Source organism: Ruegeria sp. AA6, from assembly GCF_056542865.1.
In genome coordinates this window covers 26,364-52,773 of record NZ_JBQGAN010000016.1, presented here as the reverse complement: position 1 = coordinate 52,773, position 26,410 = coordinate 26,364, and the positions used below count along the sequence as shown (strand labels likewise).

Here is a 26,410-nt window from a genome sequence, read left to right as displayed (position 1 = left end):
GCTCCTCAATACGGCAATACGGCGTCCAGGATTTGCTGGCCATATCGCGGTTGCTGCATATCGGTAATCTGGCCGCGTCCGCCGTAGGACACGCGGGCCGAGGCGATCTTGTCATACGTGATCTCATTCTTGCGCGAGATGTCCTGTGGCCGCACATAGCCTTGGACCAACAACTCGCGCAGTTCAAAATTGACGCGCAATTCCTGCGAACCCGAGATTGACAGCACCCCATTCGGCAACACATCCACCACTGTTGCGGCCACGCGCAGCGTCAGCTTTTCGTTGCGTTTGACCGATCCTTCACCGGTGCTTTCCGAAGATGAATCAATCTCGACCGCGTCCGCCAACGACGCGCCTTCGGGCAAATGTTTATCCGCGCGCTGTGGCAAACCGAACAAGCCGACAATCCCAAGCCTTTCCGAAGCCGAGCGTGAACGCTCGGTGTCATTCGAGAACTCGGCCTCTTCGTCCAATTCAATCACAACCGTCAAGATGTCGCCCTTCTTGATTGCGCGCTGATCGCCCAACAACGAATTCTGACCGCCACTCCACAACGAAGAACGGTCGACATTGCGCTGCGGCTGGGTATGCAGCGGCAGGCCCGGCCACAGCATGGCGACATGTTCAGGGGAATCCTCGTTTGGCGTAAAGCTTGGCGGCCTTCGCAGGTGATCCAAACGCCCGCAAGCTGACACAACTAAAACGGTACACAGTAAAGTTTTTGGTAATATTGTCATCATTTTACCTCGATTTGACCATCCGTCCGAATAACGCCGGTAATTGTTGTGCGAGAGGACAGGTTCATGACCCGAATGCGATCCCCGGCAGCGCCTCGGCCCAGCGCGCGGCCTTCCGCCGTGATCGACAGAGGCTTGCGGTCAAAGATCAGAACAACCAGATCATTGCGGTCCACAAGGGCGGGCGGCCCGACATCTCCTGCGCGAATGGGGCGACCGGGATAGAGCGCGATGCGGGCCTCTTGCCCGATCAGCAGTTCCGGATTGGACACACCAGCGGACACCTGTTGAGCCTTAACCTCTAGGTCGGTCGCCGAAATGATCTCCTTGGCGCGGATGGTTCGGGTAGGAACCACAATATCCGCTAGCGCGGAAACCGGTATCAGCAGCAATATCAGGATCAGAACCCGCATCACCGCACCTGTGTCGTTGCGCCCATCATCTGATCGACGGCGGAAATGACTTTGGCGTTCATCTCGTATCCGCGCTGTGCCTCGATCAGTTCAGTCACTTCCCGTACCGCATCGACCGAGCTGTCCTCAAGATAGCCCTGCCGCAAGGTGCCCAACCCGTCCTCGCCAGGGGTGCCCACAACCGGCGCGCCCGAAGCCTCCGTCTCTCGGAACAGGTTGCTGCCAATCGCCTCAAGCCCCTTGGCGTTCGAGAAACTGGCGAGCGTGATTTCCCCCAACAGCTGCCCCTCGGGCGCGTCGTCGAAATAGGCATAAACCTCGCCCGAGGCATTGATCGAGATCGAGCGGGCATCGTCAGGGATGGTGATTTCCGGGGCGACCGCATAGCCGTCCGACGTCACGATCAGCCCCTCAGCCGAGCGTTTCAGACCGCCATCGCGGGTAAAGCCGGACTGCCCATTGGCCAAAGTCACTTCAAGATAACCGCGCCCTTCGATGGCAACATCCAGATCTCCACCTGTGGCCGACAAAGCCCCTTGCGCCAGCTGCACAGAAATCGCCGAGGGACGCACGCCCAGACCCAGTTGAATACCGGTCGGCAGGACCGTCCCGTCATTGGCATTCACCGTGCCCGCCCGCGCCATCTGCTGATAGTGCAGATCCGCGAACTCGGCGCGACGGGGGTTGTAGCCGGTGGTGTTCGTGTTCGCCAGGTTGTTCGATGTCGTCTCGACCCGCATCTGCTGCGCCGTCATGCCCGTTGCGGCGATTTTCAAAGCCCGCATATTGAAATCTCCTTTTCACAATTCACCGCATCAGCGCCTTTAGCGCCTCGCGCACGCGTTGGTCTTCGGTTTCAAGAAAGCTTTGCCCCAGCTCATAAGCGCGCTGGATTTCAACCAAGCGGGTCACCTGCTCGACCGCGTTAACGTTCGAGCCTTCGAGGAAGCGATGCACAACGACGGGGTTTTCCACCGGTTCAATCTCACCCTCGGCCCTGAACTGCGTGCTGCCTTCGCGCACCAGTGTTTTTGGATCGGCCACGCGGTAGACGCCGATCTGGCCCAATAGTTGACCCTCGATGCTCAGCGTGCCGTCGTTTCCCACGTCGATCGAGGCCGCGTCTGGTGGGATGAAAACCGGTGCACCGTTCACGTCCAGCACCCGGTGACCATCCATCGTGACCAGATCGCCCTCGGCGCTTGGTGAGAAGGCCCCCGCTCGGGTCAGCCGATTGCCCGACGCGGTTTCAACCATGAAAAACCCATCCCCTTCGATGGCGAAATCGAACTGGCCTCCGGTCTCGGTCAGCAGACCCTGTTGCAGCGAGGTATTGCGCACCTCGGCCCGCGCCATGGACAGGGACGGATTGCCCGGCATGTCGCGGACGAATTCCGAGAACACCAACCCTTGCGCGCGATATCCAGTGGTGTTGGCATTGGCGATGTTGTTCGCGACCAGCCGCATTTCATTCATCAGCCCGGACTGGCGGGACAGAGTTGTATAGGCAGTATCCATCAGCGACCTCCGGCGATCAGTGGGATGAGGGTTGTGGTGAAAAACGTCACCAGCGTCTGGGTCATGAAGCCCATGGAAATCCAGAACACGACGACGATGGCGATCAGTTTGGGCACGAAGGTCAGCGTCATTTCCTGCACCGAGGTCAACGCCTGGAACAGGCCGACGATCAGGCCCGACACCAGCGCCACCGCCAGGATCGGGACCGAGGTGATCACCGCAACCCACAGCGCCTGACGCACGATGTCATAGAACAGACCTTCGCTCATCATCTTGTCAGACCGGCATCCGCAAGATTTCCTGATAGGCCTCGACTACCTTGTCGCGCACAACCACGGCGGTTTCCACGGCAAGCTCGGTTTGCGCCAAGGCTTGCACCAGCGCGTGCGGGTCAGCTTGTCCGGTCATGGCGGCCTCGGACACTTGCTCACTCTGTTTCAGCGTGGCGGCAAAGTCCTGAAACGTATTGCGCAAGCCTTGAACCATTCCGGCGTGATCTGGATCGGCCTGCGTGGCCGGGCGGGCAACGGCATAATTCTGGGCTGCATTCAGGGATCGGATATCCATTCTGGTGTCCTTTATTTTCTGAGGAGTTCCATCAGGCTCGACGACATCTGGCGTGTCTGGTCGAACATCTTGAGATTGGCTTCGTAGCTGCGCTGCGCCTCTCGGGCGTCAGCGATCTCGATCATCAGATCGACATTCGAGCCGCGGTAATGACCACTTTCATCCGCCATCGGGTGGCTGGGGTCATAGATGCGTGACCCGTCGCGGCGGTCCAGCTTGACGCGCCCAGCCTGCACCACTTCGCGCCCGTCTTGCTGCACCGTCTCAAACGGCACCGTCTTGCGGCGATAGCCCGGCGTGTCGGCGTTTGAGATATTTTCGGACACATGCCGCAGCCGCGCCGATTGCGCGCGCAGGGCGCTGGTTGAGGCGGCAAGGGAATGGGAAAAATCACTCATGTCTGACGCTCCCTACAACCGGCCAATACTGCTGCGCAGAATGTTCATCGAAGATTTGTAGATCGTCAGCGCGCGGTCATGTTGACGCTTGACTTCAATCGCCTTGAACATCTCTTCCTCAACGGACACACCGTTGCCATTGGGATCACCCGAGGGCGCAACTTCATATTCAGCCCAGGGTTGCGGACCGGCGGCACCGTTCAGATGGCCAGCGCGCGTAGAAGTCATCGACACCTCACGCCCTGATCTTTCGAATGTTTTCTGAAAACCCTCGATATCGCGGGGCTGGTAGCCCGGCGTATCCGCATTGGCCATGTTGCGTGCGATAACGGCCTGCCGTTGCCCGGCATGGGTTGCCATTGCGTACGCTGTTTTAAAGACGTTCAGGTCATTGAACATCGGGGCTTCTCCCTCGATCGATTTCAATCAAGGCTTAACCCCGATTCCTTTAGAAACCGTTTTCAGAAACCCGTTGGAGAACCCATGATGTCCGATCTCGACCCGATGCTTCTGAAATGCGGATTCGACCGGCTGTCGGCAGTGCGCCATATGGGTCGCGTGTCCGGCGTGGCGCGCGGCGTCATTGAAATACAAGGACTTCAGGGGCAAGCGCGGATCGGCGATCACCTGACCCTGCGGCGGCGCAGCGGGCCGGAACTGCCGGGCGAAGTGCTGCATGTCGAATCGGATGTGATTCACATGATGCCGGCTGCCGCGCCCGATGGCGTCTGTCTGGGTGACCGGGTGATTCTGGACCAGACACCCGACTTTGCGCCGGGGATGCACTGGCTGGGGCGCGTGGTTGATCCGTTCGGCAAACCGTTGGACGGGAAGCCTTTGCTGTCGGGCATGCAGGAACAGGACATCATGCGCGCACCGCCCCCCGCTGTGGCGCGCAAACCGTTGGGCGCGCGGATGGAGACCGGACTGGCCATGCTCAACACCATGCTACCCGTGGTGCAGGGGCAACGTATTGGCCTGTTCGCCGGGTCGGGCGTGGGAAAATCCACCCTGCTGGCGACGCTGGCGAAGTCGATGCAGGCGGATACCGTCGTCGTTGCGCTGGTGGGAGAACGCGGGCGCGAGGTGAATGAGTTCGTCGAACACGCACTGGGGGCCGAGGGGATGAAACGCTCGGTCGTGGTCGCGGCAACTTCGGATCAGTCGGCGCTGGCGCGGCGGCGCTGCGCCTGGTCAGCAATGTCGGTGGCGGAATATCTGCGCGATCAGGGTCTGAACGTGCTGTTTCTGGCCGATTCGGTGACCCGTTTTGCCGAAGCGCACCGGGAAATCGCCGTTGCGATGGGTGAGGCCCCTTCACTGCGCGGCTTTCCTCCTTCGGTCACGCCGCTGATTGCCGGGCTCTGTGAGCGCGCCGGCCCCGGCACGACCGATCAGGGCGATATCACTGCCGTGTTCAGCGTTCTGGTCGCTGGGTCGGATATGGATGAACCCGTCGCAGATATCCTTCGCGGCGTGTTGGACGGGCATGTCGTGCTGAGCCGCGAGATTGCCGAGCGTGGGCGGTTCCCGGCCATTGACCTCAGCCGTTCGGTCTCGCGCAGCCTGCCGGGGGCGGCGACGCCGGAAGAAAATCAGATGATATCCGAAACTCGCAAACTGGTCGGCAGCTATGAGCAGTCCGAAGTGATGATCAAAGCCGGGCTTTATACTGAGGGCGCGGACCCGCTTTTGGATCAGGCCGTGCGCGTGCATGAGGAACTGGACGCGTTCTTCGGCAAACCCGAGACCGACCGCATCCAGAACAGCTTCAACCGCCTGCAGCTAATCCTGCGGCGGGCCAGTGCCACCCTGCCGCGCTAAAGAACTCCGGACAGTTTTAAGTGTTAAGCCTACCTTAAGACCTGCCCGGCTACGCCTTTAGCTGGGTGATAGAAAAAGGTGGTGGAGATGGGTGCGCAATCCAATGCGGCGCCAATCATCATCAAGAAGAAACGTGTGTCCGGTGGCGAAGGCCACCACGGTGGCGCGTGGAAGGTCGCATATGCCGACTTTGTCACGGCCATGATGGCGTTCTTCATGTTGATGTGGCTGCTGAACGCAACGACGGAAACACAACGCAAAGGGTTGGCCGATTACTTCTCGCCGACAATACCGTTGAACCCGGTCTCAGGCGGCGGTGACGGGGCCTTTGGCGGCAACAACATGTTCTCGGAAACGACCATGGTGATGGATGGCTCGGGGGCTGCCAAACGACACCCAACGATTGCCCGGCAGGCTCGCGGGTCGATCGGAGTGAACCCGGATGGCGGCAAAAAGACGTCCGAGGATTTCTCGACCCTTGAGGCCGAGCTTCTGGGGCGCACCGGGGAAAGCATGGTGTCGGACAAGGTCCTGAAACACATCGTCACGCGCGTCACCGACGAAGGATTGGTCGTTGAGTTGTTCGACACCGAGGATCAACCGCTGTTCGAATCGGGCACGGATGAGCCGACCCCGATGATGCGGGCGCTGGCGCTGCTGGTGGCCCGGTCGTCGGATCTGGTGACCAATGACGTGGCGGTCGAAGGCCATGTCAGCGCCTCGCCCGTGGTTCTGGCGCGCGATCCGTCCTGGGATATCTCGACCTCACGCGCGCAGGCGGTGCGGCAACTGCTTGAAGATAAGGGGTTTGCGACGTCGCGACTGGATCGCGTGACCGGTCACGCCGACCGGGAATTGTCAGATGAAAACCCGATGGCCGTGCGCAATAACCGGATCGAGATCATCTTCCTGCGCGAGACCTGACGATCACAGGATAGACGGCATTTTACCTGTTAGCGCGCTGTTAAGAGGCAGTGCGTTAGCTGTTGCATCAAAGATTGACGCAACAGAAGGGCGTGCCAATGACGATTTCCTCCTCGCTGAATGCCGGTGTGGCCTCATTGAAGGCCAACGCCAACCGGCTGGCCACCATTTCGGACAACATCGCGAATTCTTCGACTTTCGGCTACAAGCGGGTCGAGACGGATTTTCATTCGATGGTCACGTCGGGCCAGGGCGGCAGCTATTCGGCGGGTGGGGTCAGGACAACCAGCCAACGCCTGATTGACCAGCGCGGGTCGCTGGTGACCACCAACAACTCGACCGATCTGGCCGTGCGGGGCCGGGGCATGTTGCCGGTGCGCCCAATCTCACAAATCGCGGGCGGATCGAATGAGATGCAGCTGACGACGACCGGATCCTTCCGCACCAATGATGAGGGTTATCTGGTCACTGAATCCGGGCTGGTCCTGCTGGGCTGGCGCGCCAACCCAGACGGCTCGATCCCGGCGGTGCCCCGCGATACCCCGGCGGCGCTGGAACCGGTGCAGCTTAGTGTCAATCAGCTGTCCGGCTCCCCGACCACGCAAATGAACCTGCGTATGAACCTGCCCGCGACCGCTACCGATGCCGGGGCTCCCGGTGATACGCAGCCCTTGTCGGTTGAGTATTTCGACAACCTCGGTAAATCCGAAAGCGTCGATATTGAGCTTGTGCCGACCGTTCCAGCAACCGGCACCAGCAACGAATGGACTATGATCCTGCGCGATTCGGCCTCGGGCGGGGCGGTGATCGGGGAATACACTCTGACCTTCACCGACAGCCGCACCGCGGGAGGCACGTTGGCCAGCGTCACACCAGTTACCGGCGGCGCGTATGATCCGGTCACCGGCAGTGTCGTCGTCAACGTCGCTGGCGGCCCGATGGAGATCAATATCGGCCAAATCAGCGATCCAGATGGCATTACCCAGTTGTCGGACACGTTTGCGCCTGTGTCGATCACGCGCGACGGTTCCGCCGTGGGTACGATGACCAGCGTTCAGGTCGATGAAAACGGCTATGTCTATGCGTTCTATGATACCGGCGTTAGCCGTCGCATGTTCCAGATCCCACTGGCCGATGTACCCAATCCAAACGGCCTGACCGCGCTGGACAGCCAAACCTATGCGCCATCGCGGGACAGCGGCACTTTCTTCCTGTGGAACGCCGGAGAGGGCCCGACCGGAGACCTTGTATCCTTCGCGCGCGAGGAATCCACCACGGACATCGCGACCGAACTGACCTCATTAATCCAAACCCAGCGCGCCTATTCCTCAAGTGCGACGGTGATTCAGACTGTGGATGAGATGCTGCAGGAAACCACCAACCTCAAACGCTGATTTGGGTTTTGACCCAGAAAGGGGGGCAGTCTGATGAATTTGTCGACCGCATTCAATAACGCTGTAAGCGGACTGACCGCCTCTAGCCGGGGGACGTCGGTTGTATCGGACAACATCGCCAACGCACTGACGCCCGGCTATGCCCGCCGGTCGCTGGAGTTGACGACGAATACGATCTCGGGCACCGGCGTGCGCACGGTGGGCGTGGTCCGCAATCACGACCCGGTCCTGACGGCCAACCGCCGCACCACCGATGCGGATCTGGCCTATCAGTCCGCGCTGTCCAGCTTTCACGCCGGTGTCGAAGGCGTCGTTGGCACGACCGACGACCCGTCCTCGCTGGCCAACAGGCTGGCCGAGTTCGACAGCAGCCTGATCACCGCCGCCAGCCTGCCGGATTCGTCTGAACGGTTGGACCAGGTGGCCCGCACCGGTCGCGATCTGGCGAATACTATAAACTCGGCCTCTGAGGGCGTTAGGCAGTTGCGGTCGGACGCGGATCGCACGATTGGCAAACAGGTGGATGCCCTGAACCAGACACTCAAGGATATTGAGGAACTGAACGCCAAAATCCCTCAGGTCAAATATGCAGGTGGCGACACAGGCGCGTTGATTGATCAGCGGCAGGTGCTAATTGATCAGGTCAACGCATTGGTGCCCGTAAATGCGGTGCCACGCGCGCACGATCAGGTGTCTCTGTATTCGGATGGCGGGCTGATCCTGCTGGAACAGTCGGCGGCAGAGTTTTCCTTTACCACCACTGGCGACACGAAACCCCATATGACCGTGGGCAACGGTCTGCTGTCGGGGCTGGAGATGAACGGCAACCCGGTGCGGATCAGCGGCGACACAGCGCAGATACGCGGTGGTGCCTTGATGGCACAGTTCGAAATCCGCGATGATCTGGCCGTTGAAGCGCAGGCCAATCTGGATGCAGTCGCCCGAGACCTGATCGAACGGTTCGAAACACCCGGTCTGGACCCGACCGCGCTGCCCACCGATCCGGGCCTGTTCACCGACGCCGGCAACCGGTTCGATGCCACGGCACCCGAGGGGTTGGCCTCACGCATCAGCCTAAACGTGATTGTCGATCCAGATAATGGCGGCGACAGCTGGCGTCTGCGCGACGGGCTGGGCGCGGTCGCTCCCGGCAATCCGGGCGATGCAACGCAGTTGCAGGCATTCGGCGCTGTTTTGAACGCGGCGCGCCCGGTTGCGGGATCGCCCTTTGGTACCGGTGACATGCGCGCCTCGAACCTGACCGAGGCACTGATGTCCAAAACCGGGTCCAGCGCCCATACCGCCAGTCAACGCCTGACCTTTGCCAATAATGCGCAGCTTGAGATGGCCCGGATCGAAGCAGAACAGGGCGTGGATACCGACCAGGAACTGCAAAACCTGATGGAAATCGAGCAGGCCTATGCCGCAAACGCGCGGGTAATCTCGGTCGTGGATGAATTGATGGAAACCTTGTTGAGGCTGTGATGATGAATTTGACGTCAATCGGTGATCTGGCGCGGGGCATGACATTGCAGACCCGCTCGACCGAACTCAGAAACCAGATCGAAACCCTGTCTTACGAGATGTCCACCGGAAAGGTTCAGGATGTCTCGGGTCGGTTGGATGGTGACTATTCGCATCTGCTGGATCTGGATCGCAGCCTGTCGCGCCTGAACGCCTATCAGGTGTCGACGGCCGAGGCGGGCCTGTTCACAGACGCCATGCAGCTGAGCCTGACGACCGTGAATGACTCGGTGACCGAGATCACCTCATCCTTGCTGGCATTTGGCACGTCGAACCAGGCCGTCAGCCATGAAAACGCCTCGGTGCAGGCGCGCAATGAACTGGACACGATCATATCTGCGCTGAACACACGGGCCGGTGGGCGCAGCCTGTATTCCGGCACGGCGACGGATGTTTCGCCCCTGCCCTCGACCGAAACGTTCCTGACCGCCGTTGAGGCTGAACTGACCGGGCACACCACAGTAGCGGATATCCGGCAGGCGGCAGAAGATTGGTTTAACGATCCCGCCGGGTTCGACGCGGTGATCTATCAGGGGTCGAACACCGCGCTGGCACCGATGCAGATCTCTGAGAATGAAAGCGTAAGAATACCGATCACCGCAACGGATCCAGCGCTTAAGGATGCGATACGGGACATTGCGGTTGCTGCGCTTGTATCGGACGATGCCCTGAACCTGCCACGCGACCAACGCACGGGATTGTTCACGCAGCTGGGCGTTGATCTGGCCAACACCCAGAATGACATCGTGAACCTGCGGGCGCAGGTAGGGTCGGCTGAGGCACGGATTGAACAGGCGGCCACCCGCAACAGCGCTGCGCAGACCAGTCTGGAGTACAGCCGGAACGAATTGATTGCAGCAGATCCGTATGAGACCGCCACACAGCTGCAGACTGTCCAGTTCCAGTTGGAAAGTCTGTATTCCGTCACCGTTCGCAATGCGAACCTGTCGCTGGTGAATTTCCTGAGATGAGACTCCTTGTTTTCCTATTGATGTTACTACCCGGGTTCGCCTTTGCCGGGACAATCCGCCTGAAGGACCTTGTGGATTTCGATGGTGTTCGGGGCAACGATCTGGTGGGTTATGGTCTGGTGGTCGGGCTGAATGGCACCGGTGACGGACTGCGCAATTCGCCCTTCACCGAAGAGATCATGTCGAACATTCTCGAACGGCTGGGTGTCAACGTGAATGGTGAGGATTTTCGTCCCAAAAACGTGGCGGCTGTCTTGGTGACGGCCAGTCTGCCGCCCTTTGCGCGCGTTGGTGGGCAGATCGATGTAACAGTTTCGGCCATCGGCGATTCCAAAAGCCTGCTGGGTGGAACGCTGATCATGACACCCTTGAACGCCGCTGACGGTCAGATCTACGCAGTGGCGCAAGGTACCGTTCTGGCCGGGGGTGCCGTGGCCGAGGGCGAGGCCGCTTCGGTGGTGAAAGGCGTACCGACCTCCGGCGTGATCCCCTCGGGCGCGCGGGTGGAGCGTGAGATCGACTTTGACCTTTCGACACTGACGCAAATGCGACTGGCCCTGCGCGAGCCGGACTTCACCACCGCCAGTCGCATTGAGACCGCGATCAACACCGAGTTCAACCGGGCCGTGGCGATCATGCGGGACTCCGGGACAGTGGAGTTAAACATCGCTGCGACGCGATCGATATCGACGGCACATGCACTGGGCCGAATTGAAAACATACTGGTCGAACCCGAAACCAAAGCTCGCGTGGTGGTCGATCAGCGCTCGGGCACCATCGTCATGGGGCAAGAGGTTCGGATTTCACGGGTTGCGGTGTCGCAGGGCAATCTGACCCTGACGGTCGAGGAAGCACCCATCGCCGTGCAACCCAACCCGTTTGCGCGCGGTGAAACCGTCGTGGTCCCCCGCACAATCGCCGGGATCGAAGAGGAAAAAGGCACCGGGCTGGCCGAAATCCCCGAGGCCACCACCCTGTCCGAGGTCGTGGCCGGGCTGAACGCCCTAGGGGTTTCGCCGCGCGACATGATCGACATATTGAAGACGATCAAGGCCGCTGGGGCGCTGCATGCGGAATTCATAGTCAGATAATGTAAACCGCAAGGGCTGGGTCACATGACCCGCGCCCTCACTTGGATTTCCAACTGTCCAACCAGCGGCGAAACCCGTGGCGTTTTTCTTCAATGGCATCGCCTGCTGCGTAAAACCCATCTTCTACATTTTCCAGCATTGGGTCGATCTTTGCCTGCCGGAACCTGCGCCAGCGCACCCAGATTGCCCAGACAATTGCGAAAAACACCGTCAGGAAAATGATGTTGAACCAAGGGATAATGCGAACATCCGGCCCATCCACATGCTTGATGAAAACCGCGTTGGGGAAGATCGACATGAACTCATTGCGCCAACCGTAATGCGTCACGACGACCCATTCCGGGGCATTCTTGTTCGAGATCGCATCATTGGCTTCGGTATACAGGTTGGCCGTATCGAACTTGAAATAGGGCGGCCATCCCCAACTGGTATCTTCGTTCCGGTAGACGATCGGCTTGCCGTTTGCGCGCACAGCCTGAATGAACTGCACGTCGCGGTTTGACAGGCTGGTCGATTGATCATCGGGTTCCGACCAGAAGATACGGGTCCAGTCGTTCAGGTCCTGACGCTCTTCATACGTATTTACGATCCTCACCACATCGTGCTGTGGCAGGGAGTATTGCAGGATCACGGCGATCGTGCCCCAGAAGATGATAATGAATGCCCATTTCAAATAGGCCATGCCGTACCCTCACATATAATTCACGATGTAGATCAGCGCACCAATAGCCACCCATGGCACAATATACACGCCAAGGATCAGTTTGCGCCGGAACGAATTGTCATAGACGTGCAGACCGCGGGCGACAAACGCATCTTTATTGCCGGTTTTACCCTTTTCATCCCACCAGTCCTCAAGCTTGCGACGTCGTACCCCGCGCGAATAGAGCGACAGGGCGAAATAAGCGACGGTCTGGATAACCAGCAAGACCAGAAAAAGGCGCAGCGCTCCGAACATATCAACCCTTTCTTACCGCGCCCCAGGGACCGACACGGGCGATGATGTCATCACTGACCCGGTCCTGGCCGCTCATATCCGGTTCATGACCGAACAGCGCAGCCCGGGCGCCTGCCTTGTCCACCTGATACTCGCGTTCCAGAAAGTCGGCAACATAGGCTTTCTTGGCCTCGGGCCAGGCGGCATAGGTACTGTAAAACAGTTCCTTGTGGCAGATGAACATCTGGCGCGGGTCCAATGGGGCAAGCTCGGCCAGCAACATATTTACCAAATCGCGATGCGGGGTATCAGCGGCCCGCAATGTGTAGAAATAGGCCGGATGATCCGAGGTGATGCGCGGCCACGGCCCGCCATCGCTGGCCCAGCGCAGCAACTGAGCAAGGCCGTGGAACGCCTCGGGCAGACGGTCGGCGTGGTTCCGCGCCAAACGCCGCATGTCGCTGCGGTCCAGACCGGTCAGGTCAATGCCCGCATCTGCGGCGGCATGGACAGTCAGAAAATCCATCTTTTGCTGCAGAACGGCGGCAGAGTTCACACCGCGCGCCTCAATGATCGTCTCGACCAGGTTATTATCGTTGAGGAAGGCTGCAATCCGGTGCCGTTGCGTGCGGTCGAACACATGCTCGATTGGTACGTCGTCGGGCCGGTCGCCCATGCAAATCGCCGCCGGGTAGTCGAGATCGGGAAACAGGTAGAGCCCGCCGAAATGCGCTGTCCAGAAATTGCGTTGCTCAAACGCGGTGTGGCGCAGATGGACGGGGTTGCGGGTGACATCGCCGGTTTCCTTGGCGGTTTCGATCATCTTGGCGATCAGCACGTCGTCGAACCAGGCGTCTTCTTCGGTTTTGAACCGTTCGACCATGCCCGCCAGTTGCTCGGCCTTGCGCAGGGTGCCGCCGACCGTGTCGGCCTCAATCTCGATCTTGCGCAGGTTCAGAAGGTCGCGCGGCGTGGTGAGTTTGAAAACCGAGTTCACCAGCTCTCCGGCCACCGCGTCGGTGGCGGTCAGGGCGAATAGCTGAGCCTCATTCATCTCGATGAACTCGCGCAGGATATCGCGCGAGGTCGAGAATTTGACGTTCAGCAGAGGCGCGCGTTTCTGTTCGGTCGTCAGCAGGATGAACTGCCGGTTTACCCCGTTGGGATTGAGATAGAGTTCGTCCTCCAACTCAATCCCCACCTCAGGCGAATAGCCCGAGATATCGACATGGAAATCCGCCAGCGCCGTGGTTTTGCCCGCCAGATGCTGCAGCGCGCGGTTATACCGCTCGACTAAGGCTGGGCTGGAGATGTGGACGAGGTTGCCGAACATCAGGCCTTTTTCGATGAGGCGGATCATTGTGTCATTCCCGCTTGTGACCCTTTTCTAAAGCTGCTTCGTTCATGAGCTTTCTTTGCTCCTTATTTCGAGCCTGAGTCGTGTCCTCATTTGACAGAGAGGAACCTAGAGATTGGCGGACATGTAGCGCAAACAGACACATCCCAGATGAGAGCAATATTGTGCAAAGAAGGAGCCACGGAAACTTAATCAGACTGACCAAGTAGACCAGAAAGTATCCGCTGCCCGCATCGAATTGGCCAGAAGACAAAAGCCCCCACGCCTCAGTCAATGCCATTGGAGCGATAAGTCCTCCGATGAGTGGTGCAAAAATCACAGAAGCCGCGAATGGAACCAGTCTAGGCGACGAATACCAACCCAACGCGAAACTTGAGGCACCGACAGTTGCGATTATAGCGATCATTATGATCATTACTTAAATGCCCTTCCCCTCCAGATATCGCCGCTTGGCCTCTTCCATCCGACCCATCTCGCGCACCGCGTTTTCGATGGCGACATTGGCTCTTGCTTTGATTTGGGAATTTGTTCTCTGCAGTTTCAATGAACTCCTCCCCAAATTCTACGCAGGATGAAAAGCAGCGTGCAGGGTACCAATGAAAATGGCGCGAGGAGCAATATCCAACCGGGATTAAACGCAAAAAGAAACATTTGGACAAGGATCGTTTTTCCGGCCGCTTCAAAGAAATCGCCACCACCGAAAACGTGATGAAACCCAATAACTATCGCAGGAATAACGAACAGGCTAACTACAACAGAACACAACAAAGCATCAAACAATCGGTGGCTTTTCTCAGGATAAAATCCCGCTTCTTCGGTGGCCGCGATTGGTGTGCCATAGCGCCACCCGATCAAGGCGGAAGTTATTGCCGCCAAGCTAAACAAAAGGAGCATCATTCTCCTTTCCCCTCCAGATACCGCCGCTTGGCCTCTTCCATCCGGCCCATCTCGCGGACGGCGTTTTCGATGGCGACCTCGTCGCTCTTGTCGGCATAGCGGAACTCGCTGTCGGCGTAGCGGTTGATTTCTTGACTCACCATCTCGACCGTGATCGGTTGGCGCAGGTCCTCGATCATGGCCTTCTTGGTGTCGTAGTCGCGGAACAGGAACAGGTCGGGGTTTTCCATCCATTCGTCGGGCAGTTCGAAATCCATCGCGCGAACCTTGACCGCATCAGTGATGTTCTTGATCGCGCGACCGGTGAAACGCTCATCTGCCTGTTGGATCGCCTTGAGGTAGGTGCCCAGCTTGGCAATCGTGTCCATCTGGCCGATCTGAGCCGAAACCCGGTCATAGACTTGCAACAAAGCGTCCTCATGCGGGCGGGCATGGCTTTCGAAACTGGCGGCGACGGCCTTTTTGATTTCCTGCGCGGCATAGGCTTCGTGTTCGCCCAGCGGGATGTCGTGGTTGCGGCCCATCAGCAGGTGCAGGATGTCGATGTAATCCTCACGCGTTTGCGGCCCGTCCACAAGGAACCGCGCGCCCGCCCGCTGCCGCAGGGCGTCGTCCACATTCTCGGGGTAGTTCGAGAACATGCCAAAGGTGCAGTTGCCGCGCACGACAGTGTTGGCACCTGCAAAGCTCTCCATCAGCACGGCGGTGATTTCCAACTGCCCAGCCGAGGACTGCCGGTCGCCGCGTTTACCCGCCAGTTGGTCGATATCGTCGATGGTGCCGAACCCGATGACCGAGGGGTCGATGATCGTGTTGATAAACGCCTTGGCGTTCTGGCCGGATTTGCCCTGATAGCTGTCGATATTGTCGGTGCTCAGGTTCTGATAGCGGAACGGATAGCCCACGTTCTGGCAATAGTCGTTGATCAGCCCGGCCATCATCTGGATCAGAGTGGTCTTGCCGGTGCCCGGTTTGCCGTCGCCCATGAAGGTGAAGATGAACCCGCCAAGTTCCGCGAAGGGGTTCAGGCGGCGGTCGAAGTCGTAGGCCATCAGCATCTTGGCCAGCTTCATGGCCTGATACTTGGCGATATGGTTGCCCACGACCTCGTTCGGTTTCTTGAACGTCATGGTCAGCGTGGTGGATTTGGCCTTGGAGGCCGGCTCAAACCCCCGGATGGTCAGGTCGTCGGCCTCGATATGCCAGGCCGCGTTCTGGAACGGGGTCAAATGGCCAGCGGACTGAGCGCGCAGGGCGGCCTTTTCCATAAGTTGCTCGGCATAGGCACTGACCGCCGCTATCAAATGCGCGTCGTCGGGGGCGTGTTTCGCCAGCGTCTGGTCCAGCTCCCACAGCGCGCCATGAAGGGCGAGCTGGCCGTTGTCCGTCAAAACCTCTTCGATCTCACCAGTATCAACGGTGGTCTCGCCCAAATGCGAAGACATCAGATAGGCCAGCGCGTTTCCGAACGTGTGCGAGGTGATCAGTGCCTCGGCCGTCAGCAGTTCCGAGAACTCAGTCTTGCGTGCGGCGGGAAGATCTCCGGCCAGATTGGCGCGTTTGAGATCGGCCAGAGGGGTTTGTTCCGCATAAGCCTCAGCCACGGCCAGAGCGATGGCAATCGCGCGGCGAATAGCCTGCTGCGTGGTCGCTTGCGGCGGAGACACCAGCGTATCGCCCTCATCCGAGGCCTCGATCCGTGCGACCAGATGCACTCCATCAGCGCGCACCGTTCGCCGTGTCACCAACCCCGGCGTGGTCGAACGGAAGCGCCGCCCAGTGGAAACGCCCGGAGATCGCTCAACCGCCGCCTCAACCGCCTTCGCGATCCGAGGCGCGTGCTCGAACCCGTTCAGCAAGGCAGTCGCTGCCGGATAGTGTTTGCGAATATCCGTCTCACGCAATTCCATCTGATCTGACGTCAAACTCATTTCAAATCCGCCCTTGCTTCATCTTTTTGAAAATACTCCCGCCGGAGGCAAAAATACTAATAGCGCAACACCTGCCCGGACTTGCTGACCACGAATTTGCGCACATCACCAAAACCCGGCGGGTTACGCTCGGCCAGAACCTGAAACGGACGCTGAGGCAAGATGATCGAGCGCTGCGCACGCGTGGCCCCGGTTTCGGCCCCTTGCCCGCCGAACGGGTCCAACGCAAATACCTCACGATCCACCGTGCCAAACCAGCCGGATCGTTCCTGCACAACCTCTTCGCTTTGCAGTTCTTCGGTGGTCCAGGCCAGCGCCCAATCTTGCCCCTCGGGCGCCTGCGCGTCCTCAAGCACCTGCCGCAGCGGGCCGGATTGCTCGGTATAGGCCGAGGAATACATCGGCCCCACATGAATGCGGCGTAGGTGTTTGGGGTGCAGGTCGTCGAAATCCTGATCGAAGCCCTTGGCAATCGTCACCAGTTTCAATCCACCCAAGGATTGCGCCATCAGATGCGCCTGCACCTCGGGCCAGCGGCGTTGGTCTTTGGGCAGAGCGGTTTTGCCGCTGTCCTCCAACTGCATCAGGTAGATCACCGGCAGGTTGATCTGACTGTCATAAACCGCCCAATGGATCAGGAATTTCCGCCGATCCCCCTCATTCCCGATCCAGTGGCATTCGGGATCATTGCGCGCCCAGAACAGCTGACCTTTCAGCAACTCCTCGTAGTAGAGCCTTTGAGATAACGCGAATTGCAGCTTTGTCGGGATTTCCTGATCGCCAATAATGGTTCGCACCATATCGGTTTTCAGGTCGTCTTCCGAGGGCATGTTCGCCAGATGCACCTGCGCCTGCTGCGCGTCGTTGGCCATGTTCAGCAACTCGGCCGCCACCGGAAACCCGCTGTCGCGCTTGTCCATGGCGAGGCTGCCAAAGAACCGCCCCGTATCGCGTCCGACCAGCAGATATTTCATGGAGAGCGCGCGGAAGGTGTAGAGCAGCCCCGAAAGGTAGCGCGACACGATCCGCACCTCTTGCTTGCTGATCGCGCCCTCCGCCTCCATTGTCGCGGCTACGCGCAGGAGGTGAACGGTGATCACCTCGAATTTGCGGAAATAGCGGCGCGAGGCGAAGGTGTCGGTCAGGCCAACATGGTCTTGGGTGGGGTCAGTCATGAGCTTCTTTGACTTCCAAAATCCGCCCTACTTCCCGATACAAGAAGGGCCACTTACCTCTTTGGTTGTGCTTTGCCATTGGGTCACCAAGGATTTGTTTGCCAAACCAAGTTCCAAGTTTGATTCCCGTTATCCATTGGAACAAGCTCAGATACTTCCAGAAAACCCAGAGGAAGATCGGCAAGAATACATTAAAAATCCATATCCAAAGCCATGCGAGGATTGGCGCTCCTAGCCCGATGGCAGATACGATCTGAATGAGTCTCCAGTCGACCATTCCCGCAGAATGGAAGGTTGCGAAACCAATTATCAAGCAGGTTAGCCCCGTCAGCGACAGGATTGTTGCGAACAATAGAGTCGTCGTTTTCATATTGAGTCCGACCCTCTGCTCAACCCCCATACAAGTTCTTATCATGCTTCTCGACAATCGAGGCAAACCGACGGGCAAAGCGTTCATCCGCCTTGGCCTTTTTCTCCAGCACGTCGCGGGCAAAGACCATGTGGCCCTCATGCGCTTCCAGCATGTCGGCCATTTTCTGGTTGGTCGCAGTGCCGATGGCGGCCATGGCGGTTTGCGCCTCTTGGTCTGTCTGCACGCCGATCTCGTTGATGCGGTGGGCCACGTCCTGCTGCTGCGCGGTTTTCAGCGATTTGGTCAGGGCGTCGTACAACACCACGCGCTGCTGGGTGTCTGTTTGTAGCTTGTTGATCAGCACCATCTGCGTCGCTGCCTGGTTCTGGAGTGAATCGACCCAGGTCTTGCCCTTTTCGATGTAACGCTCCAGCGTTTGCGATTTGGCCAGCTTGACCTGCTCTTCCTGAACCTTGGCGTTGTATTGCTTGTTCAGCTCGGCCAGTTCGGTTTCCAACTGGGTGCGCGCGGCGGCATCCTGTTCGACGCTGATCTTGTTCTCCAACGTGATGATTGTCGGGTCCATGCCCTGAATTTCGGCGCGCAGCGATTCCAGCTCGGCCACGGTCGCCTCACGCTCGTCCAGAGTGCCGGTCAGGTTGTTTTCGACCTTCACGCGCTGTTCTTCCAGCACGGACAGCTGCCCTTGCAGCAGTTTCACGATTACGTCGGATTTGGCGATCAGGTCCTGCAGCTTGTCGTCGATATTGGCGGTGCGCATTCGCTCCTGCCGCATGGACTCGGATTTGCCCTTGGCGAAAATGCCGACAAACGACTCCCACCCGGTTTTCGAACGCATCTCGTCAAAATCCTTGGAAAACGCATTTGTCACATCGTCCAGACCCATGATCAGCTCGGCGATATTTGCATTCATCACCTCGGTATGGGCGTGCACGTCCTCGAGCGTGGCGTTTTCGATGTCGATATCGGCCTCGGCGGTGCCGATCTTGGCCCGCGCGGCGTCAATCCGCGAGGTCAGGTTTTCGATCTGCGACTGGCTTTCACGCACTTTTGCCTGAGTTTCTTCAATCAAGGCGTCAAATTGATGGTTCGACATCGCTGCTATCCCTTTTTTCTTTAATTACCCAATAAGATAGGGAATGTTACGGCTATTTACATCCCCTTCGGGTCAAAAATCCCCTGAACCTTTGCAAACTCAGGCTGAAAAAGATAGGCGCGAATTGCCAGCCTGTTCTCTGGGCATATGATCAAATCTGGATTGATCCGACGGCCATTGTGGACATAGACATACCGGACCCCACCTGATTGGGTGCGTTGAATCAATTCCTGCCGGAGGCTGACCCATGCTGGACGCGACAACCGATCTGAAGTCCCTTTTGAAAAACCCCGACCTGCTGGTGACCAAAGCCTATATCGGCGGCCAGTGGGTGGATGGTGACAACGGCACCTTTGCCGTGACCAACCCGGCCCGGGGCGACGTCGTGGCCGAGGTGGCCGATGTCAGCCGCGCTCAAGTGGCCGGTGCCATTGCGCAGGCTGAGGCTGCGCAAAAGGAATGGGCCAAGCTGACCGGCAAGGAACGCGCGGTTATCCTGCGCCGCTGGTTTGACCTGATGGTGGCAAACGCCGAAGACCTAGGCAAAATCCTGACCGCAGAACAGGGCAAACCGCTGGCCGAGGCGGTGGGTGAGATCACTTATGGTGCGTCCTTCATCGAATTCTTCGGTGAAGAGGCCAAGCGCGTTTATGGCGAAACCTTCCCGGGTCACCAGCGTGACAAGCGGATCATGGTACTGAAACAGCCCATCGGAGTGGCGGCCTCGATCACGCCGTGGAACTTCCCCAACGCGATGATCACCCGCAAGGCTGGGCCTGCGCTGGCGGCTGGCTGTGCCTTTGTCGCGCGTCCGGCGGCCGAAACGCCGCTGTCTGCCTTGGTGCTGGCGCTTCTGGCCGAGCAGGCCGGTGTGCCTGCTGGTGTGTTCAACGTGGTGCCTTCGTCGCAGGCCAGCGAGGTCGGTAAAGAGTTCTGCGAAAACCCCGGCGTACGCAAGCTGACCTTCACCGGCTCAACCGAAGTGGGGCGTATCCTGCTGCGGCAGGCGGCGGATCAGGTCATGAAGTGCTCGATGGAACTGGGTGGCAACGCCCCGTTCATCGTGTTCGATGATGCCGATCTGGATGCCGCCGTCGAAGGCGCGATGCTGTGCAAGTTCCGCAACAACGGCCAGACCTGCGTCTGCGCAAACCGCATCTACGTACAGGCCGGAGTTTATGACGAATTCGCCGCCAAGCTAAAAGCGGCGACTGAGGCACTGAAGGTCGGCGACGGCCTGACCGACGGAACCACAACCGGTCCGCTGATCAACGCCGAGGCGGTCGCCAAGGTCGAAGAACACATCAAGGACGTCACCGACAAGGGCGGAGCAATTCTGACCGGCGGTCTGCCGCACGATCTGGGCGGCACCTTCTTCCAGCCGACCATCGTGACCGGCGTAACGCAGGACATGATGGTGGCACAGGACGAAACCTTTGGCCCGCTGGCGCCGCTGTTCAAGTTCGAAAACGAGGATGACGTGATCGCCATGGCCAATGACACGATCTTTGGTCTGGCCTCTTATTTCTATGCCAAGGACCTGAGCCGCGTCTACAAAGTGGCTGAGGCGCTGGAATATGGCATCGTTGGCGTGAACACTGGCATCATCTCGACTGAACTGGGCCCGTTCGGCGGCGTCAAGCAGTCCGGCCTGGGCCGCGAAGGCAGCCATCACGGCATGGAAGACTATCTTGAGATGAAATACGTCTGCCTGTCTGTCTGACCCAAGATGGCCCCGGTGCGTTGCGCCGGGGCCTTGCAGTTTGTCACAAAACTGCAAACAAACCGTCACATCTCTGCAATGACCCGCGTTCATTCCCCTTGCATCCAAGTATGAGGGGATACCTACCGATGTCATTGCGCTTTGTCTGCCTGACATCTGCCCTAGCCCTGACCGCCAGTCAGGCCATGGCAGAGATGAATTTCAACCGAATTGCGTCTTTCCCGGTCGTCAAGAACATGGTCGAGGGGGCGGATACCACCCGCGAGACCTCGCCCGAGATCATCGCCGCGACTGCGGATGGCATGACGCTGGTCTATACTGACAGCCCGCTGGGCGTGATCGGCATGGTCGACATCACCAACCCCGCGAACCCGGCGCCTCTGGGCGCGATGGATGTGGGTGGCGAACCAACATCAGTTGGTATCGTTGGCACGACAGCCTTTGTTGGCGTGAACACTTCTGAAAGTTATACCGCGCCGTCGGGCAAGCTGATCTCGGTTGATATTGAGAGCAAGGCTGTAACCGGCGCCTGTGATCTGGGTGGCCAGCCCGACAGCGTCGCCATCGCCCCCGATGGCAGCTTTGTTGCCGTGGCGATTGAAAACGAGCGTGATGAAGACCTGAATGACGGCGTCATCCCGCAGCTGCCCGCCGGGTCGCTGGCGCTGGTGCCGCTGAAAGACGGCGCGCTGGACTGCGCGGGCATGACCATGGCCTCGCTGACCGGTCTGGCCGAGGTTGCGCCGACCGACCCCGAGCCGGAGTTCGTGGACATCAACGGTCTGGGCGAGACCGTCGTCACCCTGCAGGAAAACAACCATATCGCCGTCGTCGACAAGGACGGCACCGTGGTCAGCCATTTCTCGGCGGGCGCTGTTGATCTGGAGGGCATCGATGCCACTGACGAGCGCGGCGCGCTGATCTTCACCGAAAGCCAGCCGGGCCGCCTGCGCGAACCGGACGCGGTAAAATGGATCGACGACAACCACTTCGCCACCGCCAACGAAGGCGATTATGAGGGCGGTTCGCGCGGCTGGACCATCTTCCACAAGGACGGCACCGTTGTTTATGAAAACGGCACCGATTTCGAAAAAGCCATCATCCAGATCGGCCACTATCCCGACAAACGCTCGGACGCCAAAGGCGTTGAGCCGGAAAGCGTGACTGCGGCCACCTTCGGCGGTACTCCGATGATCTTTGTCGGGGCCGAGCGCGCCTCGGTCGTGGGGGTCTATGACGCCACCGATCCGGCCAATCCAGTGCTGAAACAGCTGCTGCCCTCGGGTGTTGGCCCGGAAGGTTACGTGGCGATCCCCGAACGCAACCTGCTGATCTCGGCCAATGAGAAAGACCTGATCGAGGATGGCGGCCCTCGGGCGCATGTGTCGATCTTTGAATATCAGGACGTCCCCGCCAACTATCCGCATCTGACCTCCGCAGGCGCGGATGAGCTGATCGGTTGGGGCGCACTGTCCGGTCTGGTCGCGGATGAAGACGGCATGATCTATGCGGTCAATGACAGCTATTATGGCTTCCAGCCTTCGATCTTCAAGATCGACCCCAGCCAGCAACCCGCCCGCATTGTCGACGTGATCCGCATCCATCGGCAGGACGGCAACCCGGCGCAGAAACTGGACCTTGAAGGCATCACACTAGACGGCGAGGGGGGCTTCTATGTCGCCTCCGAAGGGCGCACCGACCGTGTCATCCCTCACGCGATCTATCACGTCAGCGCAGATGGTCTGATTAAAGATCGCAAGGGCGAGATCGGCCTGCCACCTGAATTGATGGCGGTCGAACAGCGCTTTGGGTTCGAAGGCATCACCAAGATCGGCAACACCCTGTGGATGGCCGTTCAGCGCGAATGGAAAGACGACCCGGAGAACCACGTGAAACTGGTCGCCTATAATCTCGACACCAAGGGATGGGGGGCCGTGCACTATCCCAAAGCGGACCCGGAAAAGGGCTGGGTCGGCCTGTCGGAAATCGTGGCCTTCGGGGAGCATGTCTACGTCATCGAACGTGACAATCAGCACGACCACCGCGCCGTGACCAAAAAGATCTACCGCATCCCGCTGTCTGACATGACCCCGGCCACACTGGGCGGCCCACTGCCCGTGGTCAGCAAAGAAGAGGTCCGCGACCTGCTGCCCGACCTGACCTCGACCGGTGGTTACGTTCTGGACAAGATCGAAGGTCTGGCCATCCTGCCCTCGGGCGAAGCGTTTGTTATGACCGACAATGACGGCGTCGACGACGCCTCGGGCGAGACAATGTTCTGGTCGATTGGGTCGGTGACGGCAGGGAACTAATCGCAGGTAAAACATTAAGAGACCCCGCACGAAATTGTGCGGGGTCATTTTGCTGCCTACGTCGGCATCAAGCCAAAAGTCGACCATAGCAGGGGAAAGTGTTCCGAAGCTTCAAGTGTTATGTCAACGCCGATTCTGGCGAATCCTGGCCGATATGCTATCGTTTCTGCATTGAAAATGTTGCAAAGGAGCGCTTCACGATGATCCCTTTGGCACGCATTGCACTATTGGCGCCGCTGCTGGCCTGTCCGGCAAAAGCAGAGGAACCAGAATGCTCGGTTGCCCTTGCTTTTGCACTCGATGTTTCGGTCAGCGTGGACGATGCGGAATACAAATTGCAGCGTGAGGGCCTAGCCGCTGCGCTGTCTGACCAATCTGTACGACGAGTAATTCTTTCCAGACCTGATGCAGTTGCGCTAATGGCCTACGAATGGAGCGGTTACCACCAGCAAACGATCGTCTCACCTTGGAAATTTATCCACAACGAACAGGATTTATCTGCGTTTATTGAGCGCTTGTTCGTCCAGCAGCGCGAAGATGCAGAATATCCGACGGCATTAGGGGCTGCGCTTAGTTTCGGAGCCACTAAACTTAGCGAAGTGTCTTGGTGCGACCGGCTTGTTCTCGATGTTTCCGGCGATGGCATCCACAACCACCGCTACCCACCAGAAACCGCTTATCGACACTTTCCTTTCGAGCACGTAACTGTCAACGGTCTAGTGATCGAAGGCGCCGAGCCCGAGGTTCAAGCCTACTATGCGAGCCATGTGATTTCTGGGCCCGGCGCATTTGTAGAAATCGCGAACGGTTATACAGACTACACGCGGGCTATGAAGAGAAAGCTGCTACGGGAACTCCAAGATCAACGGCTTGCAACGCGATAGCAAGTAAAGCGCATCGCAGTTTTGTCCGCAAGCCGAACATCCCGGCACAGCAAAAACAACGCCCCGCGCCTGGAGGTGCGCGGGGCGTGCAGTCTGCGACAGTCCAGAGAGGCGGGACTATCGCTTTGGGGTCAACGGCCTCAGTTTACGGCCTTGGCGTCGACCACATCCTTCTCGATGGCTTTGCTGGACGAAATCTCGATCCGGCGCGGTTTCAGGGCCTCGGGCACCTCGCGCTTCAGGTCGATGTTCAGCATACCATTTTCATGGCTCGCGCCGGTGACGCGGACATGGTCGGCCAGCGCAAAGCGGCGCTCGAACGCGCGGGTGGCGATGCCACGATGCAGGTATCTGCGCTCTTTATCCTCGGCGGCTTTCTTGCCAGCGACGATCAGCGCGTTTTCCTTCACTTCGACCGACAGGTCTTCTTCCGAAAAACCGGCGACAGCAACCGAGATGCGATACGTGTCGGCATCGGTTTTTTCGATATTGTAAGGTGGATAGCTGGGTTGAGCCACATCATTGGTCAGAACACGATCCATCATATCGGCGATCTGGTCGAAACCGATCGTGGCGCGGTGCAGCGGTGCAAAATCAAATGTACGCATGTGTCATATCCTCATGTTTGAGCGATCTGTGTTTTGCCCTCCGTTCGGACGGGCTGTGGTGTTAGCCGGGTCCCGTTCGTGGCGACCCGGTACAGTTCACATGGGGAGCATTTTGACCCAGTTCAAGACCCGTCAGATGAGATGAATTTCGCCCCGGAACTGGACTTGCCCGACCCCACTTGCAACCGGCGGATCGCCGCCTTGGGTTTTGGCGCGTCGCGGCGCAAATCAGCCTTGAGTTCTTCAACGATGCCAGACAGTTCCATACCAAATCCGACTTTCTGGCGTCCATCGCTTCCAACCGCAGAGACCACCGACAAAATCTGCCAGCGGGGCCCGTTCCGGGCCAGCAGCGCTGAGCCCGATGACCCGAAGGTAATGTCGCAGTTAAAAGTGATCAGACCCTGCTGCCGTTGCAAGATTCTGCAGGACCGCTCGCGGGTGATCGACTCGGCCCTGCCGCGACCGTAAGAGGCGAGGCTGACCTCATTGCCGGACACGCGTCCACTGTGCAGTGCAAAAGGGTCCGCCACAGAATAAGGAATGGGTTGCTCAAGGCGCATCAAAGCCACGTCCGCTCGGATAGTAGCAGGCGACAGCTTCGGGTGATTGGCATAATCCGAATGCACCGCGATCTGAACGACTTTGCGGTCAGCCAATGCCTTGCCGTGGCTCAACCCGGCCCGGAAGGTCAGTTTTTCGGGGGCAAAGAGGTTGCCGGTTTTCTTGTCAAATACGCAATGCGCGGCGGTCAGAACCAGATCTTGGGCAATTAATGTGCCGGTACAGAACCCCTGATTGCCGATGTCCAGCCGCCCTATGGCCTCCCAGCCATAAAGGTCCTCACGGTCCGTTAGTTTGCGCTTGGCGCTTTGGGCATAGGAAGCGGTCGACAAGATCAACATGCACAAAAGGGCGCCCAAAAATAAGCGCGTCATGGCTTAATAAACCTCGCTCCGATATTTCTTTTGGCTGCGCCACTGGGCGTAACTGCAAGGAACCCGCGACCGGCAGACAATTCCGCCTGCAACAGGTGTAGTGATCCTTCGACCGGAGTGCCGACTGCAACGCGCTTGCCATTAAACTCTGCCTTGGCCGCTACCACCGACACAATGCGCGGACGATCACCGTCAAAGGAGAAAACTGGTGCCCCCGAGGAGCCGAACTCGACATCGCAGGACATCACCATAACTTCTGATCGGCGGGTCATGACCGAGCAGACCTCTTGCAAGGATGGCGCTTCAGCGCGGTCCTGCGCGTATGATACCACCCCAACCTCTTCACCCCGAGGTGGGCGGTTTCCCGTCTCAAAGGGAATAATGGCAGTGCTGCGAATGGGTTGCCACAGCTCGATCAAGGCAATGTCATTGCGAAGGCGCGCAGCCGAGGTTTCCTTGTCGTACCGGTAATTCGGATGAATGACCGCCTGACGGGCGGCGCGATAAGCAGACGCGCGCCCAAGACGCCAGGCCGCCAGAAACTCGACCTCGGACAGGTCGATCCGCTGCCCGGTTACCTTGTCATACAGGCAGTGCGCAGCTGTCAGAACAAGGGTCGGAGATATCAGCGTACCGGTGCAAAACCCCGCTCCATTGATGTCCAGACGGCCCACGGCCATCCAGGCCCGCCCGGCATCGGTGGTTTCGAGGCTTTTCAATCCGCTGTCCTGCGCCATGGCAGCCATCGGCGTCAATGCCAGTACTAAAGCCCTGATCCAGTTTCGCAAACGGTTCTCCGGCGTTGCTGTTGGCTTACC

At 58.8% G+C, this 26,410-nt stretch carries 29 protein-coding genes; 9 read left to right on the top strand and 20 right to left on the bottom strand.

Annotated elements, in window-relative coordinates; genetic code table 11:
- Nucleotides 1–5: 5 nt before the first annotated feature.
- Genes flgH through ACR0LN_RS17180 form a run of 8 tightly spaced genes read right to left on the bottom strand, consistent with a single transcriptional unit; the run spans nucleotide 6 to nucleotide 4,032 of the window.
- Complete coding sequence (flgH, locus tag ACR0LN_RS17215; protein ID WP_480431452.1) at nucleotides 6–737, bottom strand: flagellar basal body L-ring protein FlgH; 732 nt, start codon at nucleotides 735–737, stop codon at nucleotides 6–8.
- Complete coding sequence (flgA, locus tag ACR0LN_RS17210) at nucleotides 737–1,150, bottom strand: flagellar basal body P-ring formation chaperone FlgA (protein ID WP_480431384.1); 414 nt, start codon at nucleotides 1,148–1,150, stop codon at nucleotides 737–739. The genes flgH and flgA overlap by 1 nt, the downstream gene beginning before the upstream one ends.
- Entirely contained in the window at nucleotides 1,150–1,935 is a 786-nt protein-coding gene (flgG, locus tag ACR0LN_RS17205; RefSeq protein ID WP_480431382.1) for a flagellar basal-body rod protein FlgG, read from the bottom strand. The genes flgA and flgG overlap by 1 nt, the downstream gene beginning before the upstream one ends.
- Before the next feature lie 22 nt (nucleotides 1,936–1,957).
- Nucleotides 1,958–2,668 carry a flagellar hook-basal body complex protein gene (locus tag ACR0LN_RS17200; RefSeq protein ID WP_480431380.1) on the bottom strand — a complete coding sequence of 237 codons (711 nt, stop codon included), beginning with the start codon at nucleotides 2,666–2,668 and terminating at the stop codon, nucleotides 1,958–1,960.
- On the bottom strand, nucleotides 2,668–2,940 hold the full coding sequence (locus tag ACR0LN_RS17195) for a flagellar biosynthetic protein FliQ (protein ID WP_480431378.1): 273 nt from the start codon (nucleotides 2,938–2,940) through the stop codon (nucleotides 2,668–2,670). The genes ACR0LN_RS17200 and ACR0LN_RS17195 overlap by 1 nt, the downstream gene beginning before the upstream one ends.
- Before the next feature lie 4 nt (nucleotides 2,941–2,944).
- Nucleotides 2,945–3,235, bottom strand: coding sequence for a flagellar hook-basal body complex protein FliE (gene fliE, locus ACR0LN_RS17190; protein WP_480431376.1), 291 nt, complete (start codon nucleotides 3,233–3,235; stop codon nucleotides 2,945–2,947).
- Nucleotides 3,236–3,246: 11 nt separating this feature from the next.
- Complete coding sequence (flgC, locus tag ACR0LN_RS17185) at nucleotides 3,247–3,633, bottom strand: flagellar basal body rod protein FlgC (RefSeq protein ID WP_480431375.1); 387 nt, start codon at nucleotides 3,631–3,633, stop codon at nucleotides 3,247–3,249.
- Nucleotides 3,634–3,645: 12 nt separating this feature from the next.
- Nucleotides 3,646–4,032, bottom strand: a complete 387-nt coding sequence (locus tag ACR0LN_RS17180; RefSeq protein WP_480431373.1) for a FlgB family protein — start codon at nucleotides 4,030–4,032, stop codon at nucleotides 3,646–3,648.
- 84 nt (nucleotides 4,033–4,116) lie between these two features.
- On the opposite strand from ACR0LN_RS17180, the gene ACR0LN_RS17175 reads away from it, so the two are divergent.
- The 6 genes from ACR0LN_RS17175 (at nucleotide 4,117) to ACR0LN_RS17150 (ending at nucleotide 11,361) form a co-directional block, all read left to right on the top strand.
- Complete coding sequence (locus ACR0LN_RS17175) at nucleotides 4,117–5,457, top strand: FliI/YscN family ATPase (protein WP_480431372.1); 1,341 nt, start codon at nucleotides 4,117–4,119, stop codon at nucleotides 5,455–5,457.
- Nucleotides 5,458–5,544: 87 nt separating this feature from the next.
- A complete protein-coding gene (locus ACR0LN_RS17170) occupies nucleotides 5,545–6,381 on the top strand; it encodes a flagellar motor protein MotB (protein ID WP_480431370.1) in 837 nt (278 codons plus the stop codon).
- A 98-nt stretch (nucleotides 6,382–6,479) separates the two neighbouring features.
- A complete protein-coding gene (locus tag ACR0LN_RS17165) occupies nucleotides 6,480–7,775 on the top strand; it encodes a flagellar hook protein FlgE (RefSeq protein ID WP_480431369.1) in 1,296 nt (431 codons plus the stop codon).
- Between the two features lie 33 nt (nucleotides 7,776–7,808).
- Entirely contained in the window at nucleotides 7,809–9,260 is a 1,452-nt protein-coding gene (gene flgK / locus ACR0LN_RS17160) for a flagellar hook-associated protein FlgK (RefSeq protein ID WP_480431367.1), read from the top strand.
- Nucleotides 9,260–10,270, top strand: coding sequence for a flagellin (locus tag ACR0LN_RS17155; RefSeq protein ID WP_480431366.1), 1,011 nt, complete (start codon nucleotides 9,260–9,262; stop codon nucleotides 10,268–10,270). Before flgK ends, ACR0LN_RS17155 begins: the two co-directional genes overlap by 1 nt.
- Nucleotides 10,267–11,361 (top strand): flagellar basal body P-ring protein FlgI, encoded by a 1,095-nt coding sequence (locus tag ACR0LN_RS17150; RefSeq protein WP_480431364.1) that lies wholly within the window; start codon nucleotides 10,267–10,269, stop codon nucleotides 11,359–11,361. Before ACR0LN_RS17155 ends, ACR0LN_RS17150 begins: the two co-directional genes overlap by 4 nt.
- A gap of 37 nt (nucleotides 11,362–11,398) precedes the next feature.
- Here the strand turns inward: ACR0LN_RS17150 and ACR0LN_RS17145 are convergent, their stop codons facing one another.
- From ACR0LN_RS17145 to ACR0LN_RS17105, 9 genes are all read right to left on the bottom strand, one after another.
- A complete protein-coding gene (locus ACR0LN_RS17145) occupies nucleotides 11,399–12,043 on the bottom strand; it encodes a DUF1523 family protein (protein ID WP_480431362.1) in 645 nt (214 codons plus the stop codon).
- Nucleotides 12,044–12,052: 9 nt separating this feature from the next.
- Nucleotides 12,053–12,319 (bottom strand): hypothetical protein, encoded by a 267-nt coding sequence (locus ACR0LN_RS17140; RefSeq protein WP_480431360.1) that lies wholly within the window; start codon nucleotides 12,317–12,319, stop codon nucleotides 12,053–12,055.
- Nucleotide 12,320: 1 nt separating this feature from the next.
- Nucleotides 12,321–13,658, bottom strand: coding sequence for a DUF6638 family protein (locus ACR0LN_RS17135; RefSeq protein ID WP_480431359.1), 1,338 nt, complete (start codon nucleotides 13,656–13,658; stop codon nucleotides 12,321–12,323).
- Between the two features lie 415 nt (nucleotides 13,659–14,073).
- A complete protein-coding gene (locus ACR0LN_RS17130) occupies nucleotides 14,074–14,199 on the bottom strand; it encodes a hypothetical protein (protein WP_480431357.1) in 126 nt (41 codons plus the stop codon).
- Complete coding sequence (locus ACR0LN_RS17125) at nucleotides 14,196–14,552, bottom strand: hypothetical protein (protein WP_480431355.1); 357 nt, start codon at nucleotides 14,550–14,552, stop codon at nucleotides 14,196–14,198. The genes ACR0LN_RS17130 and ACR0LN_RS17125 overlap by 4 nt, the downstream gene beginning before the upstream one ends.
- Complete coding sequence (locus tag ACR0LN_RS17120) at nucleotides 14,549–16,483, bottom strand: AAA family ATPase (RefSeq protein WP_480431353.1); 1,935 nt, start codon at nucleotides 16,481–16,483, stop codon at nucleotides 14,549–14,551. Before ACR0LN_RS17120 ends, ACR0LN_RS17125 begins: the two co-directional genes overlap by 4 nt.
- A gap of 56 nt (nucleotides 16,484–16,539) precedes the next feature.
- Nucleotides 16,540–17,658, bottom strand: a complete 1,119-nt coding sequence (locus ACR0LN_RS17115; RefSeq protein ID WP_480431352.1) for a hypothetical protein — start codon at nucleotides 17,656–17,658, stop codon at nucleotides 16,540–16,542.
- Nucleotides 17,651–18,028 (bottom strand): hypothetical protein, encoded by a 378-nt coding sequence (locus tag ACR0LN_RS17110; protein WP_480431350.1) that lies wholly within the window; start codon nucleotides 18,026–18,028, stop codon nucleotides 17,651–17,653. The genes ACR0LN_RS17115 and ACR0LN_RS17110 overlap by 8 nt, the downstream gene beginning before the upstream one ends.
- A gap of 19 nt (nucleotides 18,029–18,047) precedes the next feature.
- Complete coding sequence (locus ACR0LN_RS17105) at nucleotides 18,048–19,127, bottom strand: hypothetical protein (protein WP_480431349.1); 1,080 nt, start codon at nucleotides 19,125–19,127, stop codon at nucleotides 18,048–18,050.
- Nucleotides 19,128–19,374: 247 nt separating this feature from the next.
- Between ACR0LN_RS17105 and ACR0LN_RS17100 the strand changes: the two genes are divergently transcribed.
- The 3 genes from ACR0LN_RS17100 to ACR0LN_RS17090 all read left to right on the top strand — a co-directional run bounded on the left by ACR0LN_RS17100 (nucleotide 19,375) and on the right by ACR0LN_RS17090 (nucleotide 24,046).
- Complete coding sequence (locus ACR0LN_RS17100) at nucleotides 19,375–20,850, top strand: NAD-dependent succinate-semialdehyde dehydrogenase (RefSeq protein ID WP_480431348.1); 1,476 nt, start codon at nucleotides 19,375–19,377, stop codon at nucleotides 20,848–20,850.
- Between the two features lie 128 nt (nucleotides 20,851–20,978).
- Complete coding sequence (locus tag ACR0LN_RS17095) at nucleotides 20,979–23,162, top strand: esterase-like activity of phytase family protein (RefSeq protein ID WP_480431346.1); 2,184 nt, start codon at nucleotides 20,979–20,981, stop codon at nucleotides 23,160–23,162.
- A 98-nt stretch (nucleotides 23,163–23,260) separates the two neighbouring features.
- Entirely contained in the window at nucleotides 23,261–24,046 is a 786-nt protein-coding gene (locus ACR0LN_RS17090; RefSeq protein WP_480431344.1) for a DUF1194 domain-containing protein, read from the top strand.
- Nucleotides 24,047–24,186: 140 nt separating this feature from the next.
- Here the strand turns inward: ACR0LN_RS17090 and ACR0LN_RS17085 are convergent, their stop codons facing one another.
- The 3 genes from ACR0LN_RS17085 to ACR0LN_RS17075 form a co-directional block, all read right to left on the bottom strand.
- Nucleotides 24,187–24,654, bottom strand: coding sequence for an Hsp20 family protein (locus tag ACR0LN_RS17085; protein ID WP_480431343.1), 468 nt, complete (start codon nucleotides 24,652–24,654; stop codon nucleotides 24,187–24,189).
- A 122-nt stretch (nucleotides 24,655–24,776) separates the two neighbouring features.
- Nucleotides 24,777–25,592 (bottom strand): trypsin-like serine peptidase, encoded by an 816-nt coding sequence (locus ACR0LN_RS17080; protein ID WP_480431342.1) that lies wholly within the window; start codon nucleotides 25,590–25,592, stop codon nucleotides 24,777–24,779.
- The gene (locus ACR0LN_RS17075; protein WP_480431341.1) at nucleotides 25,589–26,380 is read right to left on the bottom strand and encodes a trypsin-like serine peptidase; all 792 of its coding nucleotides are present in this window, start codon (nucleotides 26,378–26,380) and stop codon (nucleotides 25,589–25,591) included. Before ACR0LN_RS17075 ends, ACR0LN_RS17080 begins: the two co-directional genes overlap by 4 nt.
- Between the last annotated feature and the right edge of the window lie 30 nt (nucleotides 26,381–26,410).